This window comes from Lentibacillus kimchii (assembly GCF_042666895.1).
Classification (GTDB): Bacteria; Bacillota; Bacilli; order Bacillales; family Amphibacillaceae; genus Lentibacillus; species Lentibacillus kimchii.
This window is the reverse complement of record NZ_JBHTGR010000015.1, coordinates 35,822-51,529: the sequence shown is the minus strand read 5'-3', so window position 1 is coordinate 51,529 and position 15,708 is coordinate 35,822. Positions and strand designations below refer to the sequence as shown.

Annotated in this window: 13 protein-coding genes; 5 read left to right on the top strand and 8 right to left on the bottom strand. The window is 47.2% G+C overall.

The genetic code is table 11. The features are described from left to right. Positions 1 to 85: 85 nt before the first annotated feature. On the top strand, positions 86 to 937 hold the full coding sequence (locus ACFQU8_RS07770; RefSeq protein WP_382358643.1) for a sulfurtransferase: 852 nt from the start codon (positions 86 to 88) through the stop codon (positions 935 to 937). Here ACFQU8_RS07770 and ACFQU8_RS07765 read toward each other — a convergent pair. From ACFQU8_RS07765 to ACFQU8_RS07755, 3 genes are all read right to left on the bottom strand, one after another. Then, a complete protein-coding gene (locus ACFQU8_RS07765) occupies positions 934 to 1,221 on the bottom strand; it encodes a hypothetical protein (protein ID WP_382358642.1) in 288 nt (95 codons plus the stop codon). The genes ACFQU8_RS07770 and ACFQU8_RS07765 overlap by 4 nt on opposite strands. Positions 1,222 to 1,434: 213 nt before the next feature. Continuing rightward, a complete protein-coding gene (locus ACFQU8_RS07760) occupies positions 1,435 to 2,679 on the bottom strand; it encodes a metal-dependent hydrolase family protein (RefSeq protein ID WP_382358641.1) in 1,245 nt (414 codons plus the stop codon). A gap of 189 nt (positions 2,680 to 2,868) precedes the next feature. Next, positions 2,869 to 4,041, bottom strand: coding sequence for a hypothetical protein (locus tag ACFQU8_RS07755; protein WP_382358640.1), 1,173 nt, complete (start codon positions 4,039 to 4,041; stop codon positions 2,869 to 2,871). A gap of 323 nt (positions 4,042 to 4,364) precedes the next feature. Between ACFQU8_RS07755 and ACFQU8_RS07750 the strand changes: the two genes are divergently transcribed. The 3 genes from ACFQU8_RS07750 to ACFQU8_RS07740 all read left to right on the top strand — a co-directional run bounded on the left by ACFQU8_RS07750 (position 4,365) and on the right by ACFQU8_RS07740 (position 7,184). Then, on the top strand, positions 4,365 to 4,784 hold the full coding sequence (locus tag ACFQU8_RS07750) for a MarR family winged helix-turn-helix transcriptional regulator (protein ID WP_382358639.1): 420 nt from the start codon (positions 4,365 to 4,367) through the stop codon (positions 4,782 to 4,784). Between the two features lie 2 nt (positions 4,785 to 4,786). Further along, the gene (locus tag ACFQU8_RS07745; RefSeq protein WP_382358638.1) at positions 4,787 to 5,992 is read left to right on the top strand and encodes an MFS transporter; all 1,206 of its coding nucleotides are present in this window, start codon (positions 4,787 to 4,789) and stop codon (positions 5,990 to 5,992) included. 124 nt (positions 5,993 to 6,116) lie between these two features. Continuing rightward, complete coding sequence (locus tag ACFQU8_RS07740) at positions 6,117 to 7,184, top strand: M42 family metallopeptidase (RefSeq protein ID WP_382358637.1); 1,068 nt, start codon at positions 6,117 to 6,119, stop codon at positions 7,182 to 7,184. A 109-nt stretch (positions 7,185 to 7,293) separates the two neighbouring features. On the opposite strand, the gene ACFQU8_RS07735 is transcribed toward ACFQU8_RS07740, so the two are convergent. From ACFQU8_RS07735 to ACFQU8_RS07715, 5 genes are all read right to left on the bottom strand, one after another. Then, complete coding sequence (locus ACFQU8_RS07735; protein ID WP_382358636.1) at positions 7,294 to 7,614, bottom strand: TM2 domain-containing protein; 321 nt, start codon at positions 7,612 to 7,614, stop codon at positions 7,294 to 7,296. A gap of 169 nt (positions 7,615 to 7,783) precedes the next feature. After that, a complete protein-coding gene (locus ACFQU8_RS07730; RefSeq protein ID WP_382358635.1) occupies positions 7,784 to 9,058 on the bottom strand; it encodes an O-antigen ligase family protein in 1,275 nt (424 codons plus the stop codon). A gap of 365 nt (positions 9,059 to 9,423) precedes the next feature. Further along, positions 9,424 to 10,824, bottom strand: coding sequence for an S-layer homology domain-containing protein (locus tag ACFQU8_RS07725; protein WP_382358634.1), 1,401 nt, complete (start codon positions 10,822 to 10,824; stop codon positions 9,424 to 9,426). A gap of 143 nt (positions 10,825 to 10,967) precedes the next feature. After that, entirely contained in the window at positions 10,968 to 12,725 is a 1,758-nt protein-coding gene (locus tag ACFQU8_RS07720) for a GMC family oxidoreductase (RefSeq protein ID WP_382358633.1), read from the bottom strand. A 32-nt stretch (positions 12,726 to 12,757) separates the two neighbouring features. Continuing rightward, positions 12,758 to 13,642 carry a gluconate 2-dehydrogenase subunit 3 family protein gene (locus tag ACFQU8_RS07715; protein WP_382358632.1) on the bottom strand — a complete coding sequence of 295 codons (885 nt, stop codon included), beginning with the start codon at positions 13,640 to 13,642 and terminating at the stop codon, positions 12,758 to 12,760. Positions 13,643 to 13,925: 283 nt separating this feature from the next. On the opposite strand from ACFQU8_RS07715, the gene ACFQU8_RS07710 reads away from it, so the two are divergent. Beyond that, entirely contained in the window at positions 13,926 to 15,704 is a 1,779-nt protein-coding gene (locus ACFQU8_RS07710; RefSeq protein ID WP_382358631.1) for an S-layer homology domain-containing protein, read from the top strand. Positions 15,705 to 15,708 lie beyond the last annotated feature (4 nt).

Here is a 15,708-nt window from a genome sequence, read left to right as displayed (position 1 = left end):
GCATACTGGAAAGGTGTGCCTTGTAACTTGCTCAGGCTGCATGATATTGTAACATTAGCTGAACGATTCCAGAGGAGGATCAATTATGACGCAGCCATTTTATAAAGATACACTCACCAGCACCGATTGGGTCAGCGATCATAAAGATGACCGCAACGTCCAGCTTGTTGAGGTTGACGTTGATAACACAGCCTATGAAACGGGACATATCCCGGGAGCGATTGCCTGGAACTGGACAACACAGCTCAATGATCAAACCCGCCGTGATATTTTAAACGGTGAGCAAATGGCTGAATTGCTCGGAAATTCAGGAATCACACCTGATACAATGATTATATTGTATGGTGATAACTATAACTGGTTTGCTGCTTACGCTTACTGGCAACTGAAAATGTTTGGCCATGAGCCTGTCAAAATCATGGATGGCGGCCATGTTAAATGGGAGCAGGAAAACCGCACCTATACAACCGACATTCCCGATGTCACGCCTGTCACCTATGAACCGACAACACTCGATCAATCGACACGCGCTGTACAGCCCGAAGTAGCCGAAGCGGTGAAACGCTCAGCCGCGCTCGTCGACGTCCGCAGCCCGCAGGAATACAGCGGTGACGTCATTGCACCGCCCGGCATGACCGAAACAGCTCAGCGCGGCGGCCATATCCCAGGCGCTGCCAACATTCCGTGGAGCCAGGCGGTTAATGCGGACGGAACATTCAAATCACCGGAAGAATTGAAAAAGCTGTATGCCGATCATGGCATTACACCGGATAAAGAAGTGATTACGTATTGCCGCATCGGCGAACGTGCCGCGCACACATGGTTCGCCCTGCATGAACTGCTCGGCTTTCAGAATGTCCGGAACTATGACGGATCCTGGACTGAATGGGGCAGCATGATCGGCGTCCCGATTGAAAAAGGAAACAGTGACCTTTAAGAGCACCTGATACGTAAAACAGCAGCCTTTTTAAAACTGGCAGCACAGAAGTTGTGCTGCCAGTTTTTATCGTTTTCTGTGCGGTGCTCGATCGACTTTCCAGTGCTCCCGATCGATTCTGTGCGGTGCTCGATCGACTTTCCGGTGCTCCCGATCGATTCTGTGCTGTGCTCGATCGATTTTCCGGTGCTCCCGATCGATTCTGTGCTGTGCTCGATCGATTTTCCAGTGTTCTCGATCGATTCTGTGCGGTGCTCGATCGATTTTCCAGTGCTCCCGATCAATTCTGTGCTGTGCTCGCGCGCCCCTGTGCGATGCTCGCGCGCTTTTGCGCGATGCTCGCGCGCCCCTGTGCTGTGCTCGCGCGCCCCTGTGCGATGCTCGCGCGCTTTTGCGCGATGCTCGCGCGCCCCTGTGCTGTGCTCGCGCGCCCTCGTCCTGTGCTCGCGCGGGCGCGTCCTGTGCTCGCGCGGGCGCGTCCTGTGCTCGCGCGCCTACTAATCCAAAGTATTCTTTTCAACTTTGCCGTCTTTCATGACCATTTGAATCGCGTCATTGGCGGCAAGAGAATCAATATCGTTAAGCGGGTTGCCGTTTACGACGAGCACATCTGCCAGTTTGCCGGATTCCAATGTACCAACCTGATCGTCCCATTCGAGGCATTCGGCAGCTGTTTTGGTTGATGCAACGATGGCTTCCATAGGTGACATGCCGATATCAGTCATGAGACTCAATTCACGCAGGTTTGTTCCGTGGTCCATGACGCCTGCGTCGGTTCCCATAGCAATTTTGACGCCTGCTTTATAGGCTTTTTCGATACTTGCTTTATGGGCTTCGATGACATCGCGTGCTTTTTGCACTGCTGTATCCGGCATGCCTTTTTCATCTGCCGTTTCGAGAACAGCGACCGGTGCCAGCAAGGTTGGTACGAGGAATGTATCGTTTGCAAGCATCAGTTCAATGGCTTCATCATCGAGAAAAATGCCGTGCTCAATGGAATGGATGCCTGCTTTGACTGCATTTTTAATGCCTTCTGACCCTTGGGCATGGGCCATGACTTTAGTTCCTCTGCGGAAACGGCCTTCTTCAACGATCACTTTTAATTCCTCAAGCGAAAATTGGGTGAATTCCGGATGATCGGTAGCGCTCATAACGCCGCCTGTTGCGTGAACTTTGATGACTTCTGCACCAGCGCGCAGCATCTCCCGTGTTTTCTTGCGGACTTCTTCTACCCCGTCGCAAATACCATTTGGCATGCCGCGATGGCCGGATGGCAGGATATCATTGGCATCCCCCGAAACCGTATAACCGTCACCATGACCGCCTGTTGTGGTTAGGGCGTTGATGCTTAATTCCATTCGTGGTCCGGAGATCAGCCCATCGTTCACAGCTTTTTTAACGCCGCGGTCGGTGCCCAGCGCATCACGCACCGAGGTGATTCCCGTATTCAGCGTCGTTTTCAAATACTGCTCCGCTTGATAATACATATAGGAGAATGGGGTTTCCAATTTTTCAGCTACTGGTTTATATTGCATCATCATATGCACATGGGAATCAATCAAACCTGGCATGATCGTTCCGCCCCCGGCATCCACGATTGTTTCATCACCAGTTGGTGTATAAGCCGCTTCCGGGCCTGCGAAAACAATCTGGTTATCCTCAACGACGACCGCACCATCAGGCTGAGCGTCGCCTCCGTTACCATCAATTAATTGGCCGTTTTTAATATATGTTCGCGTCATGGTGAATCCTTCCTTTCGCCATTAAATGTTTAAATCGTTTCGTGTCTTTGCTGATTCCTCAAAGCAGCGTTGCCGCATCCCCCCTTTTAAGAGTCGCCGCTCCGTATCGGATCATGCATACACCAATCAGCCTATCATATTTTCCATGCCTTTTACGTCACAAAAATCCGACTTTTCATATTATACTGTCTACAATGTGTTCACAAGCACGCCGGCTATCAGGACAGATACAACGGTTACGGTTGTAAACCCACCGATTAACATCGGTGATAACAATTCATTGAAAATAACATGCTCTTCCTGTTTAGTTCGTGCCACACTTCGGCTTGCCTCTTCACATAACAGGTAATCGCCGGGAAAGCCGAATAATGCCGTTAATGCAACAGGCATGCCTTTTAACGGATCCCAGTTCACCAGTTTGGAAACGATATAGCCGCCAAGTGACAAACCGGCTGTACCGAGAAGCAAAAGTGTGATGATCGCCGGCAGATTGGCCAGAACTTCCTGCGGTGTTACATCCGCCATGGTGCCAATAACGGCAAAAATAACGCCGATCATGGTAATGGTAAACGAATTGGCTTTCTCCAGGGACTTCTCTTCCAAAATCCCGAGCCGCAGTCCTATAATGCCAATCGCCAGGCACCACAGCGTGTAATGAATACCGGTGATATTGCCCAGCGCAACCCCGATGGCTGCCGCAACAAATACAAGGAACAATTTCAGCGTCATACTTGATCTGACAGGGCCCTCCGGCTTCGCTTCACTGGTTTGCGTCTCGTCTGCTGCCGCGGCTTGATCCGTTGCTGTGAACATGCCCTTATCTATCGCTCTCTGCACTTTTCTGGCGTACCTGCGGATGAAATTCAGCGCCAGCGGCATTCCCAGAACACCCTGGAAAGCAACCACCAGAGCAGGAATGACCACCAGACTCGCGCGCCCGACTTCTTTCAAGCTGTCTGTGGTGATCAAAAGAGCGATAAGGCCGCCATTAAGCGGGCCTACCCCAGCAACGGCGGTATGATAGTCAAATACCAGCGTGACAATTGTCAATATAAGGACGGCTGATACAACCATGCCCCCTAAAGCAACAAACACGGCTTTATACTGCTGTTTCAACAGCGAAAAGGGAATCATCGTCCCCATATGAACAATCGCAGGACCAATCAGGATCGATCCCAGCGCTGGAAACTGGGCCTTATCCAAAATGTCATCCGGAAAAACACCGGTCCACGATAAAACGAGAAATCCTACCATAGCCGTAAGCAGCATAGGGATTCTCGCCCGGGTTTTAATCGACAGCCACTCACCGAATGCGATGATGGCAAATACAAGCACCGTAGCTATCAACGGTTCGCTTAACATGAGAATCCCTCCGTTTAATCTTGTTGTTGTTTGTCACTTTTTAGCGAATTTTGTAAAAATAATCACGTGATAGTCGCTAATATAGCACCGTTCTTTTGTCTTGTCCATAGATTTTTTTCTGTTAATTTTTTATTTTCACTAATCTATTCGAAACCCTGACATAGCAAACTTGACGCATGACAATAACGTAAGCGGATACATGAATTCGATAAATTTTTAGGCAGAAAACGGCTTGAGTGATGGTTCTATTGACAACTGTATGTCATCATAATATAGTTGCCTTTGTTAATTATTAATAAAGGCAACTATATAGGAGGAGGAGCATGCAAGGGTTTTTTCAGCAATTTTTACGCTTGTACAGACCGCTTACCAATAAACTGAATGAGCTGCTGGCTGAATTCGGGCTGTCTTATTCGCTATGGCAGGTTATCTTTTATATTAAAAATATGGGCCCCTCACAGCTGTCATCGATTTCAGCTTATTTTTATATCGAACGGCCTTCTGTGACGAGAGTTGTGCAGCAGCTCGAGGAAAAAGGGCTTGTCGAACATGTCCCCGGGCAGGACAAGCGGCAAAAGAGTATTCAGCTTACAGAGCATGGTGTGGCGATTTACCATGCCTGCCGGGAAAAAATATCGGAACTGGAACACAGTATGCTGGCGGACATTCCAGACGAAACGCTGCAGACAGCTTTCGATCTGTTTCCTGAAATACGCCAGAATCTTATAGAGAAAGAGGAATAAATGTGACACCGACGAAACTATGGAACAAAGATTTTATTATCGTTTCGCTATCTAACTTATTTTTATATTTTATATTCTATTTATTAATTTCAACCATCTCTGTTTTTGCAATTAATCAGTTCGATGCCAGTACCAGTCAGGCTGGTTTTGCAGCTGGTGCCTTTGTGATTGGCATGCTCATAGCTCGCGTTTTTGCGGGACGGTATGTTGATTCATTCGGACCGAAAAAAATGCTGTATCTCGGATTCATTTTTACTGTTATAACAACATTCTTTTATTTTGCAGCCGGTAATTTAACGATGCTTTATATCGTCCGCATACTGCATGGCGGTTCGTTAGGCATCGCGATAACAGCAACAGGCGCGATTGTTGCGCGTATTGTGCCACCCGAAAAACACGGGGAAGGCATCGGCTATTATGCTTTAAGTATTCCCTTGGGCGCGGCAATAGGACCGCTTTTAGGCATGTTTATCACGCAGCACGCCCCATTTGATGTGAACTTTATTCTGTGCGCTGGTTTAGTTATCATCAGTTTCCTGTTTTCCCTTTTTCTAAAGGTTCCTAATGTGGCATTGACGGACGAGCAATTAGACGAAAAGGAAGGATTTAAACTCAGCAATTTCTTTGAATCCAAAGCATTGCCGATCGCGATTATTGCGCTGTTTGTCGGAACAGGCTATTCGAGTATTATATCCTTCCTGAATTCGTACGCGATCAACCTTGACCTCGTTGACATGGCCAGTTTCTTCTTTATTTTCTACGCAGCCGCAACGGTGGTTTCCCGGCCATTTGTCGGACGCTGGTTTGATTTGAAAGGCGAAAACGTCGTGATGTATCCAGCCTTTATAGCATTCGCAATTGGTTTGGCTGTCCTGAGTCAGGCCGATATTGCCGGCTGGTTCATTCTCCTGGCGGGCATCTTCGTCGGTCTTGGCTACGGCTCATTCATTTCCAGCGGACAGGCAATTGCTGTTAAAAACGCGCAAAAACACCGGGCAGGACTCGCAACGTCAACATTCTATATTTTCCTTGACGGCGGCGCGGGCGTCGGACCAAGCGTGCTCGGACTATTCATCCCCATGCTCGGTTTCCCCGGCCTGTACCTAACAATGGCCGGCCTCGTCATCATCAGCGGCATCCTGTATTACATGCTCCACGGCCGGAAAAAAAGCGCTGTGCAGCATACCGGCTATCAAGAAGCATCGTAATAATAATAAGAAGTACCAGGTACATACACAATTCTGAATAGTGTATGTACCTGGCACCAATGTATACCCGGCATTTTTCCGTCCAAACTATACGTAATACGACGAAAAAGATAGGATGAGTTAGATGCCATTATTAGAAAAGTTAACGCAAGCTCAAAGCACGTCTGGCTATGAGAATGAAGTACGTCAAATCATGAAACAAGAACTAGAGGGAGTAGCCAGCGAGATTTTGTACGATCGCACAGGAAGCATTTATGGGAAAAAAGCCGGAAACGCCGAAGGACCGCGCGTCATGCTCGCAGCACACATGGACGAAGTCGGTTTTATGGTGACAGGCATCACGAAAGACGGCTTCCTCCGCTTCACCCCGCTCGGCGGCTGGTGGGATCAAGTATTGCTTGCCCAGCGCGTCACCGTCATGACCAAACATAAAAAATTCACCGGTGTTATCGGTTCAAAACCGCCCCATTTACTAAGACCGGAAGAAAAGAAAAAAGTTTTCCCTATACGTGAGATGTATATTGATGTGGGCGGGCACAGCAAGGAAGACATTCAAAACTGGGGCATCTGCGTTGGCGACCCGATCGTTCCCATTTGCCCGTATGAAACCATGCCTGACGATGATACGATTCTCGCCAAAGCTCTCGATAACCGGATCGGCTGCTACATGGCAATTGAAACGGCGAAGCAATTAAAAGGAGCAGAACACCCCAACACCGTGTTTGCCGGCGCAAACGTTCAGGAAGAAGTCGGCCTGCGAGGCGCGGAAACATCACCATACGCGGTTGATCCAGACGTCGCCATCGTGCTCGACGTCGGTGTTTCCGAGGATACCCCAGGCACAAAAAGCGGTGATGTTGACCAGCCAGCTTTGCAAGAGGGGCCTCTTGTGTCATTTTTTGACGCCTCAATGATTCCCAATACACGGCTGCGTGATCTGGTCATCGACACCGCCGAAACGCATAACATTCCTTACCAGATTGAAGTCACAACTGGCGGCGGAACCGATGCCGGAAAGATTCACATGTATCAGGAAGGCGTGCCAACCATCGTCATAGGCGCACCCATCCGCTACATGCACAGCCACGTCTCACTCGCAAGCCAACAAGATATCGATAACAGCGTCAAACTGCTCACCGAACTAACCAAACGCCTCGACACCGACACATTCAAGTCCCTTATCAATTATTGATTAGGTGCCAGGTACATACACAATTCTGAATAGTGTATGTACCTTGGCACCAAGAAGAGCAAAAAGCCCTGCAGAGACTTATTTCCCTGCAGGGCTTTTAAACACAATATTATCTTTCTAAAGTGGCAACAATCTCATCCTCAATTAAACTGTTTTGATGCTCAACTATTGCAGGAACTAAGAACAAATCAACAATCAGCCAAACCCCGACAACAATCAAGGCGACAATACCAATTATCAGAATGGCTGTGAGCCAGCCGCCAACTGTCAGACACAGCTGAGCAATGGCTGATCCTTTTTTACCCAAATAAAAGCGGTGTATTCCTAAAGATCCCAGGAAAATCAATAAAACATAAGATAATAGCATGCTTTTTCCTTTTCGCTGCAACTCTGAATTCACAAGCATTCTTTCTTCATTTGTCAACTGCATTCTAATCACCTCCTATCCTCTATTGAATCAATTCGGGATATGCGACAAAAATCCTGCTGGTTGGCACACAAACAATTCTGAATAGTGTATGTACCTGGCACCAAAAAGGACACCCAGAAGTGATTGGCGCCCGTGCAGGGCTTTTCGGAAACAGGGCAGCTGCTGCACTCTATCTCGATCGATGTTGTCTGCTTCTCGTTCGGGTTTGTGTGTTGTTCTGGTTTGCTTCGTCCGGGTTCGCACTTTGGCCCCATTCGGGTGAGTGGTACAGCACAGCACTGAGGCCGACGCCGATGATAAACCATTGCAACAGGCCGATTGATGGCATATTGGAAAAGAACGAGATTTCCACACTCTGATAGACGAGCAGCCCAAGAAAAAAGCATGCTGTCCAGCGCACAACGGTTAAATTCAAGCGTTTCAGCAGCACTTTCCAGATTCCAAAAAGCAATAGTATAAAGAATGCAAGGCCAACCAGACCATTTTCCAGAAAGATTTGCAGATACTGATTATGAGCATGAACATACTGCGTACCATCCATAAAATCATTAGGATCGATACCCAGACCGTGTCCGAAAAATGGCTTTTCCAGCCCGTATTGAATCCCTTGCTCCCAAATATCCTGCCGTCCTGATAGTAATCGTTTGCCGAATGCATCGATCGACCACGCATTCAATTTCTCAAATAAACTCACATGGGAAGTCATACCAAATACTAATAGAAAAATAGCGTTAAAACCCATGACAGCGTAAAATAGTTTGGAAAACAATGGCTTAAACAAACTTAATACGATCCTGGCCGCAAGCATTACTAGAATTAACAGCATAGCAGCTCTGGCTGATGAAACATAAATAAGAATCAGGGCACTTGCTATGCTGATTCCAAGAAAAATCCGCCAGGCTGGCCGCACACGGTTGAAACGAACCAGCGGAAAAAACAGTAAGATAGACAGCAGGACACCCGTGATATTCGGATTGCGGATAAGACCTTGGAACCCTGTCAGTGGTGTTCCGGCGAATAGCCAATGAATTAAGAAAATCAGCGTCAGCCCTGCACTAATACAGGCAAAACGATTGAGCTGCGCGTCATTCCAAGCAATGTGGGCTGCTCCAAGCGCGAATGACAACACCAGCAAAATATGTATGAGCATAGTACCATCCTGATCGATGGGATTTGATATAAACAGCAATGCATTAAATACAGTAAATAGCAGCATACCCAAATAAAACAGCTTAAAAGATCGCAAAAAGACCATTTTTCGCGCAAATAAATAGCCAAGGATAAACAGCATCAAAAAATGAGTCAAACTCACCGTAACTATAGCCACGTCGCGAATCGGCAATTTGGTTAACATAAATGCATTAAACAATAATAACAAAAAAAATAGTGACGCCCGCCCAGCATAAGAGCCGGACGCAGTACCATTAGCATTCCATCTCTGCATAATAAGACCCCTTACTCCGTTTCTAACTGTTCTTGCCTAAGTTATTATATCAGTATCCGTACATGGGTACCAGGTACATAAACAATTCAGAAAACAACCCTGTGGATTACACCAGATAAACTGCGAACCAAGCAAGTTGATCAGGGACGTTCGCTGATTGATCCCAATTCAATGCATGACGATCAAACTATGAATATCGCGTTGGTGCTTTTTTTAAAAAACAGTGTCAATCTGTCAAATCCATATCCGCAACAAGCCTGAATGAGATCATTCCAAAAGCCAATTAAAAGATCCTGCGCAGGACTTTCCTCCACGCAAGGCCTTCCAATCAGCCAAATTGACAGAATTGTTTTTGTACCTGGCACCTATAGAACCATTGTCCGATAGATGAAGAGGACAAATTGGGATCGGGTTATGTTTTCTTCGGGGTTGAATGGATCGGCTATGGTCACATTGTTGTAGTACATTGTGTTGACTGGGCCTGGGTTCCAGAGCTTATCCTGATCTTCGAATGAATGCATCGATTCTGGCTCATCGTAATACGAATCAAATGCATCGTTCATAACCTGCGCCATTTGGGCACGCGTGAAGTACTCATTGGGGCGCAGTTTGCCGCCACCGCCGAGCAATCCCTGGTATTCGGCTTTACGCAATTGCTCCCTGTACAACTTAACTGCATCTGCATCTGACGCTTTTATATCATAATCGTCCGGGGCATCAAGGTCCAATATCTGATCAAGAATAACCGCGACGTGTTCCCTTTTTAACGGTTCATTAGAGCCAAAACGGCCATTATCATAACCTTTAATATAACCGTTCATCGAAGCATAGGCCAGTGCTGCCGCCCGCTTATCATCAATTGGATCAGAGAACACCATATTCTCGTTTCCCAGCTGAAGATATGCTGAAGCCACATAACCATCGGCTTGAACACCCTTTACCTTGTAGTAAGTAAAATCATTAGCAGGATTTGATGACTCGATCGGGTCACTGGTATCAATGGTTAACGGCGTATAAGGCCATAATCTCGTCGTCTCTCCCGTTATCGAGCCTGAATGTATATTGACATAACCATCTTTTCCGTCAATATAGACGACATCCCCCGCGTTATATTGCTGCTTCGAGGTGGTCTTGTGCGATGTTTTATAATGCTTGCCGGCAGGAAACTTCATCGTCTCATCCTCGTGCTCATACCGGATATCAAATTTCGGAAATTCAAAATACGTTTCATTCTTGCCATACAAAAGTGAGGCCTGTTCAATGCGCTGATAGATTTCCTGCTGATAGGTATCATCCGAATTGATGGCCGGATCATTCGTCTTGGCTAAACCATTATAGGCCATAATGGCAAAATACCAATCTTCCAGCACAGATTTCTCGTGCTGATTGATGTCCGGAAGATAACGTAGATTCCATTTATTCAAAAGCACCTGTGCTCCAATGTTAATATTATATTTCCAATCGGTTTTCAGCCGCTCGCGATCCACTTGCATATCGATGTTGTCAGGCGTTACTTGCATGATGCCAATGCCGCCATCCGGCGACGTATGCGGTGTTCCGTCGTCGTCAAACTGTCTGTAATTCGATTCATGGGCGGCAATCGCCTTTAAAATTTCTGGTGGAATATCCAGATCGTGCGCCACGTCCACTGCTTTTTCCTTCACCTCATCAACTGGCGGATTAACCGTTTCCGCAGCCGATGCATTGGCAGTCATCAAACAAAACAAAGCTGTGCAAACAACCGCCGCCATCATTAAACGTCTCACTGCCGACCCCCCTATTCACACATTTCTGAAGCTAATTATAACGCATATTTTCATAGATTAATAGAGGTGGTGCCAGGTGCATACACAATTCTGAATTGTGTATGTACCTGGCACCGCGCAGGAGGCACCCGCAGTAAGGCCTGTCAGGCATATCGTTCAGCCGTGGCGCTTTTTGTCAGCAGGCCGCCGCCTTCTTTCAAATATGTTTCCATGCCTTCTGCTGCGCGGTAAGCGAAGGCGCCGATGGTTTCGGTTGGGTTATAGTTGCTGAAATGCGGAAAGGATGATGAGCCGACAACGAATAAATTTTCCATATCCCACATTTGCGAGTACGTATTGACTGCGGATGTGGCTTTATCCGCGCCCATGATCACCCCGCCGCCATTATGAGAATTGGTATAAGCATTGTTGAATTCCACATCATCCGGCAGATCATCTGAGTCCACAATATCAGCACCCATTTTCTTCATAATCTCCGTAGCGCGCTTAATCGCGTATTGCCCCAGTTTGCGCTCCTGATCATGATATTCGTAGGTGACCCGCAGCAAAGGATTGCCGAGAAAATCTGTATATGTCGGATCCAGATCCATATAGTTCGTATCCCAGGGCATCGCACCGCACTGGGCATCGACATATAAATTGCGATTCGTATAATGGAGCATCTTATCCTTGAATTCCTTGCCCCACGTCGGCGTCCCATCAGGCACATTGTTATTTTCAATCGGCCGATTGCCCATCACACGAATATGCGGCTCAAAACCATGCAGAAAATCCAAATCACTGTGATCAATATTATCGCCGCTAAAATCATCCAATGTAGACGCGAGTGCGCCCGCTCCAGCAAAGTTATTGAATTTCTTATCATCAAAATACCCTCTCGCACCAAGGTAATTGATATTATTAAAATGACCGGTGAAATTTTTGCCTATAATGCCTTTGCCGGTTTTCGGATCATACGGTTCGCCAATATCCGACAAAAGCAACAAACGGGTATTGGTGAAGACAAATCCCGCCAGAACCACGATGTCCGCGGGCTGCTCGAATGTCTCGCCGGTTTTGTTATTAACATACTGAATGCCGGTCGCCTTCTTGCCGTTATGCAGCACTTTGGTAGCGGTGGACTGGTTGCGCAGCTCATAATTGCCGGTTTTTTTCGCTGTCGCCAGAACCGTAATAATCGGATCCGCCTTCGCGCCAAAATCACACCCAAACGTCTCGCAAAACGCACAGTACATGCACGCATTAATTTGTTCGCCATCCGGGTTGGTATAGGCCTCCGTTACGTTGGCAGATGGAATTTGATAGGGATGATAGCCCAGCTCCTTGGCCGCCTGTTTGAACAGCTTGGTAGATGGCGTATCTTTCATGGGCGGATTGGGAAATTTGTCAGAACGCTCCGGCCCGATCGGATTCTCCTCGCCAGAGATGCCAGCCGTCTTTTCATATTTATCATAATAAGGCTCCATGTCATCATAAGTAACGCCCCAATCCTGCAAATTCATGCCCTCGGGAATCTTATCTTTCCCGTAGCGATCAACAGTTTTGCTGTAAATTTCAAAGTCATAGGGCAGATAACGAAAATTGTGGCCATTCCAATGGACACCCGCCCCGCCTGTATTCGTCCCGAGAAACGCATTTTCGTTGCTGCGGACCGGCAACGCCTGTTTATCGCCATCGTTGCGCGACGTGATCGTTTCCTTCGATAAATCCTGCATCATTTCATAGCGCATGGAAAAACGAAGCTCATCCTTGCTTCCGACGTAATCATCATGATTTTTATCTTTCCCTCGCTCCAGACCGACCACCTGATAGCCTTTTTTGCTTAATTCAGCCGCCGTAATACCGCCAGCCCAGCCTGATCCGACAATCACCGCGTCCACTTTATCCAATTTCGTTGCCATTTGCGATCCCTCCATATAATGTCCCTGTCCGATTAATGATTTTGATAGGTCGTTAAACTGACAGGTTTCATATTGACAAATTCATCTTTTTCAATAATATTTTTATACGACGTTTGGGCACCGGGAAACTCTTTCATTTTCCAGCCTTCCATGTCCCGGTTGCCGCCATATAAAGGATCACTGAACGCGCCTTCCAGGGTCATCGTTCGCAATAACACGAAAAAATTTTGCGCCGCAACACCGCTCATCTGGATGTCACCGCTCTGCATATCCTGCAAAATCTTCGTCTGCTGATCCTCATTTGCTTCATCAAATGTCGTATCAAAACGCTGCTGACTTTCCTGATCCATTTTGCGCAGACCGTCAATCATAATCTCACCCCGCGTCATGCGGGACTGGTGACGCTGCAGATCCGTTTCAGTCTTATTAAATACATAAGGCGGATTCGTCGGCTGCGACTCTTCCTTTTTGCCTTTCATACTCTCCACCTGCTTAAATTCCGCAAATGGCCCCTGCCGGTAGTCACTGGCATTTTTGCCCCACTGGCCGGCTAATTGTTTATCAATATAATAGGGAACATGCAGCTCAACAGCGCCCGGCCCGTTATCATCCTTAGGCAAAATCCGCTCAGAAGCCGCTGCCAGCACATGAAAATCAGCTAGACGCATGAAAAATTGCCGCGCTTTGGGATAATCCGTCTGCGACTGCTTGTTATCAGTTGCCTTTTCATCCGTTTCCGAGGTGAATTGATCGGTCAAAAAACCCCCAAGCAAAGACCCGCCAACAACACCGCCCGCGGCTATACCTGTATTCTTCAAAAACTTCCGGCGCGTCGGATCATGACCTTCTGATTTCGCCGCATCCGGGTTCTTGTCAGATGACTGACGTTTATCATCGTCCGAATACTTATCTGTCAACGTTCATAACCCCCTTCAAAAAAACTGCTTAAAATCTATAACTAAACCTATTTTTCCCAGCGTTTCCACGAATATGTATATAGCAGGGTGCCGGGTGCGGGGTACATACACAATTCAGAATTGTTTATGTACCTGGCACCCCGCACAACACACAAAAAAGACCCTGCATGAGATTGCTCTCACACAAGGCCTTTCCATCGGGACGTTCGACAAAAACCGGGAAGTGACAGGCACCGTAATTATGGTATAATTTACCTATCTGTTTTGAAGGAGGTTTCATTTAATGGCATTATTCAGGAGAACGTTTGAAAAGGTGGTCGTTGTGCTTATCGGTCTGCTGCTTGCTGCCGGTTTTATGGCGGTACAGGCAAGTCCTGCTGAGGCGCAGGGACAGCCGGCTTACACGATTACACCGGACAGTAAAACGTATGAAGGCAACATGATGAATTATTCCACGTATAATGACAATACCAAGCATTATTACCTGCTGCGTTCTTATCTTGAGCAGCTGGAAGAAACAGACGGCGGCACACTTATTCTGAGTCAAGGCACTTATACCATCTCGAACACGCTTTATGTCCCGTCCAATGTCACGATTAAATTGCAGGATGGCGCCAAAATTGTCAAAGGCAATCAATCAGGCACCAGCCAATTTTCCGCATCCTCGTCCATTTTCCAGTTCATTCGCCCTTCCCTGGCCAAACAGGATGGCGTTTATGGCGGCTATAACGGCGAGAAAAATATTAAGATCAGCGGCAGCGGAGACGCGACGATCGACCTGAACGGTGTCTATGGCAGTCTTGCTATCATTGCCGGTCATAATCAGAACGTCACCATCGAAAATATTCATTTTAAACATATGCACGCGAACCACTTTATCGAAATGGATGCCACGAAAAATGCGGTGATCCGCCATAATACGTTCACCGATGCTAAACCATCGCCTAAGCGAAATAAAGAAGCGATCAACCTGGACACGCCTGACCAGAAAACAAATGGCTGGAGTCAGGATTGGAGCACCTATGATAAAACAGCCAATAAAAATGTGACGATCGAAAATAATGTATTCCGCGATCTGGAAAGAGCCATTGGGACGCATAAATATTCCGGCGGCAGCTTTCACGATCGGATAATTATTCGCGGAAACACCATTGACACGATGCAAAAGGACGCCATTCGTGTGATGAACTGGCGCGATTCGGTGATTGCGGGTAACCTGATCAAAAACGTTGCTCCCAGTTCCGACCATAATAACCGGGGAGTTCTGGTCAGCGGTGCTCACAATCCACATTTCCGGAACAACACATTTGTCAGCATGCCCCGCGCTATGCAATTCATGGTATGGCAAAATCATGGTGCCGGCTCAGAATATGATACAACATACAATGAGTTAAGCAGCCAAAATATCAAGGATTTGAAAACGAATACCATCGTCAACGGAGACGAGAATTTCATTCGCAACAATAAAAAACTCGGGGAATTCGGCAAAGATTATACCGATAATATCGACATCCAGACATCTCGATTCATCGATATGGACCAAAGTCAATCAGGCTATGATCAAGTCGTCAGTCTGATGGATCAAGGCATTATTAGCGGTTATGATGATAATACCTTCAGACCCTATCAATCTATCAGCAGGCAGCATGTCGCACTGATGCTGGCCAACGCGCTGAACCTGTCAGCACCAGCCGATACAAAGGCTGTTGTAAGTCAATTTGAGGATATTGATTCTGATCACTTGTATGCCGGGCAAATAGCGGCGATGGCCAAGGCTGACATATTCAGCGGTGCCAACGGCTTTTTCAAACCCAATGAAAATATCACACGCAGTCAAATGGCCACCGTTCTTGTAGGAGCAATGGGACTCGAAGCAACCGGCGAACCTGTCGAATTAACAGACATCGCTGACATTGGCGCGTCCCACCGGCAGAGTGTACGGATACTAGCGCAAAATAAAATAACCATCGGCAAAACAAATGCCAATGGCGATCACTATTACGACGGCACCGGCAAACTAACCCGCACCCAATTTGCCATCCTGCTGAAGAAAGCCATGTAAAAGG

Excerpts from the sequence above, each read along its gene's own strand:
- ACFQU8_RS07770 (WP_382358643.1), top strand. The coding sequence starts at position 86 with ATGACGCAGCCATTTTATAAAGATACACTCACCAGCACCGATTGGGTC.
- ACFQU8_RS07760 (WP_382358641.1), bottom strand. The coding sequence starts at position 2,679 with ATGACGCGAACATATATTAAAAACGGCCAATTAATTGATGGTAACGGA.
- ACFQU8_RS07755 (WP_382358640.1), bottom strand. The coding sequence starts at position 4,041 with ATGTTAAGCGAACCGTTGATAGCTACGGTGCTTGTATTTGCCATCATC.
- ACFQU8_RS07750 (WP_382358639.1), top strand. The coding sequence starts at position 4,365 with ATGCAAGGGTTTTTTCAGCAATTTTTACGCTTGTACAGACCGCTTACC.
- ACFQU8_RS07740 (WP_382358637.1), top strand. The coding sequence starts at position 6,117 with ATGCCATTATTAGAAAAGTTAACGCAAGCTCAAAGCACGTCTGGCTAT.
- ACFQU8_RS07735 (WP_382358636.1), bottom strand. The coding sequence starts at position 7,614 with ATGCAGTTGACAAATGAAGAAAGAATGCTTGTGAATTCAGAGTTGCAG.
- ACFQU8_RS07730 (WP_382358635.1), bottom strand. The coding sequence starts at position 9,058 with ATGCAGAGATGGAATGCTAATGGTACTGCGTCCGGCTCTTATGCTGGG.
- ACFQU8_RS07720 (WP_382358633.1), bottom strand. The coding sequence starts at position 12,725 with ATGGCAACGAAATTGGATAAAGTGGACGCGGTGATTGTCGGATCAGGC.
- ACFQU8_RS07710 (WP_382358631.1), top strand. The coding sequence starts at position 13,926 with ATGGCATTATTCAGGAGAACGTTTGAAAAGGTGGTCGTTGTGCTTATC.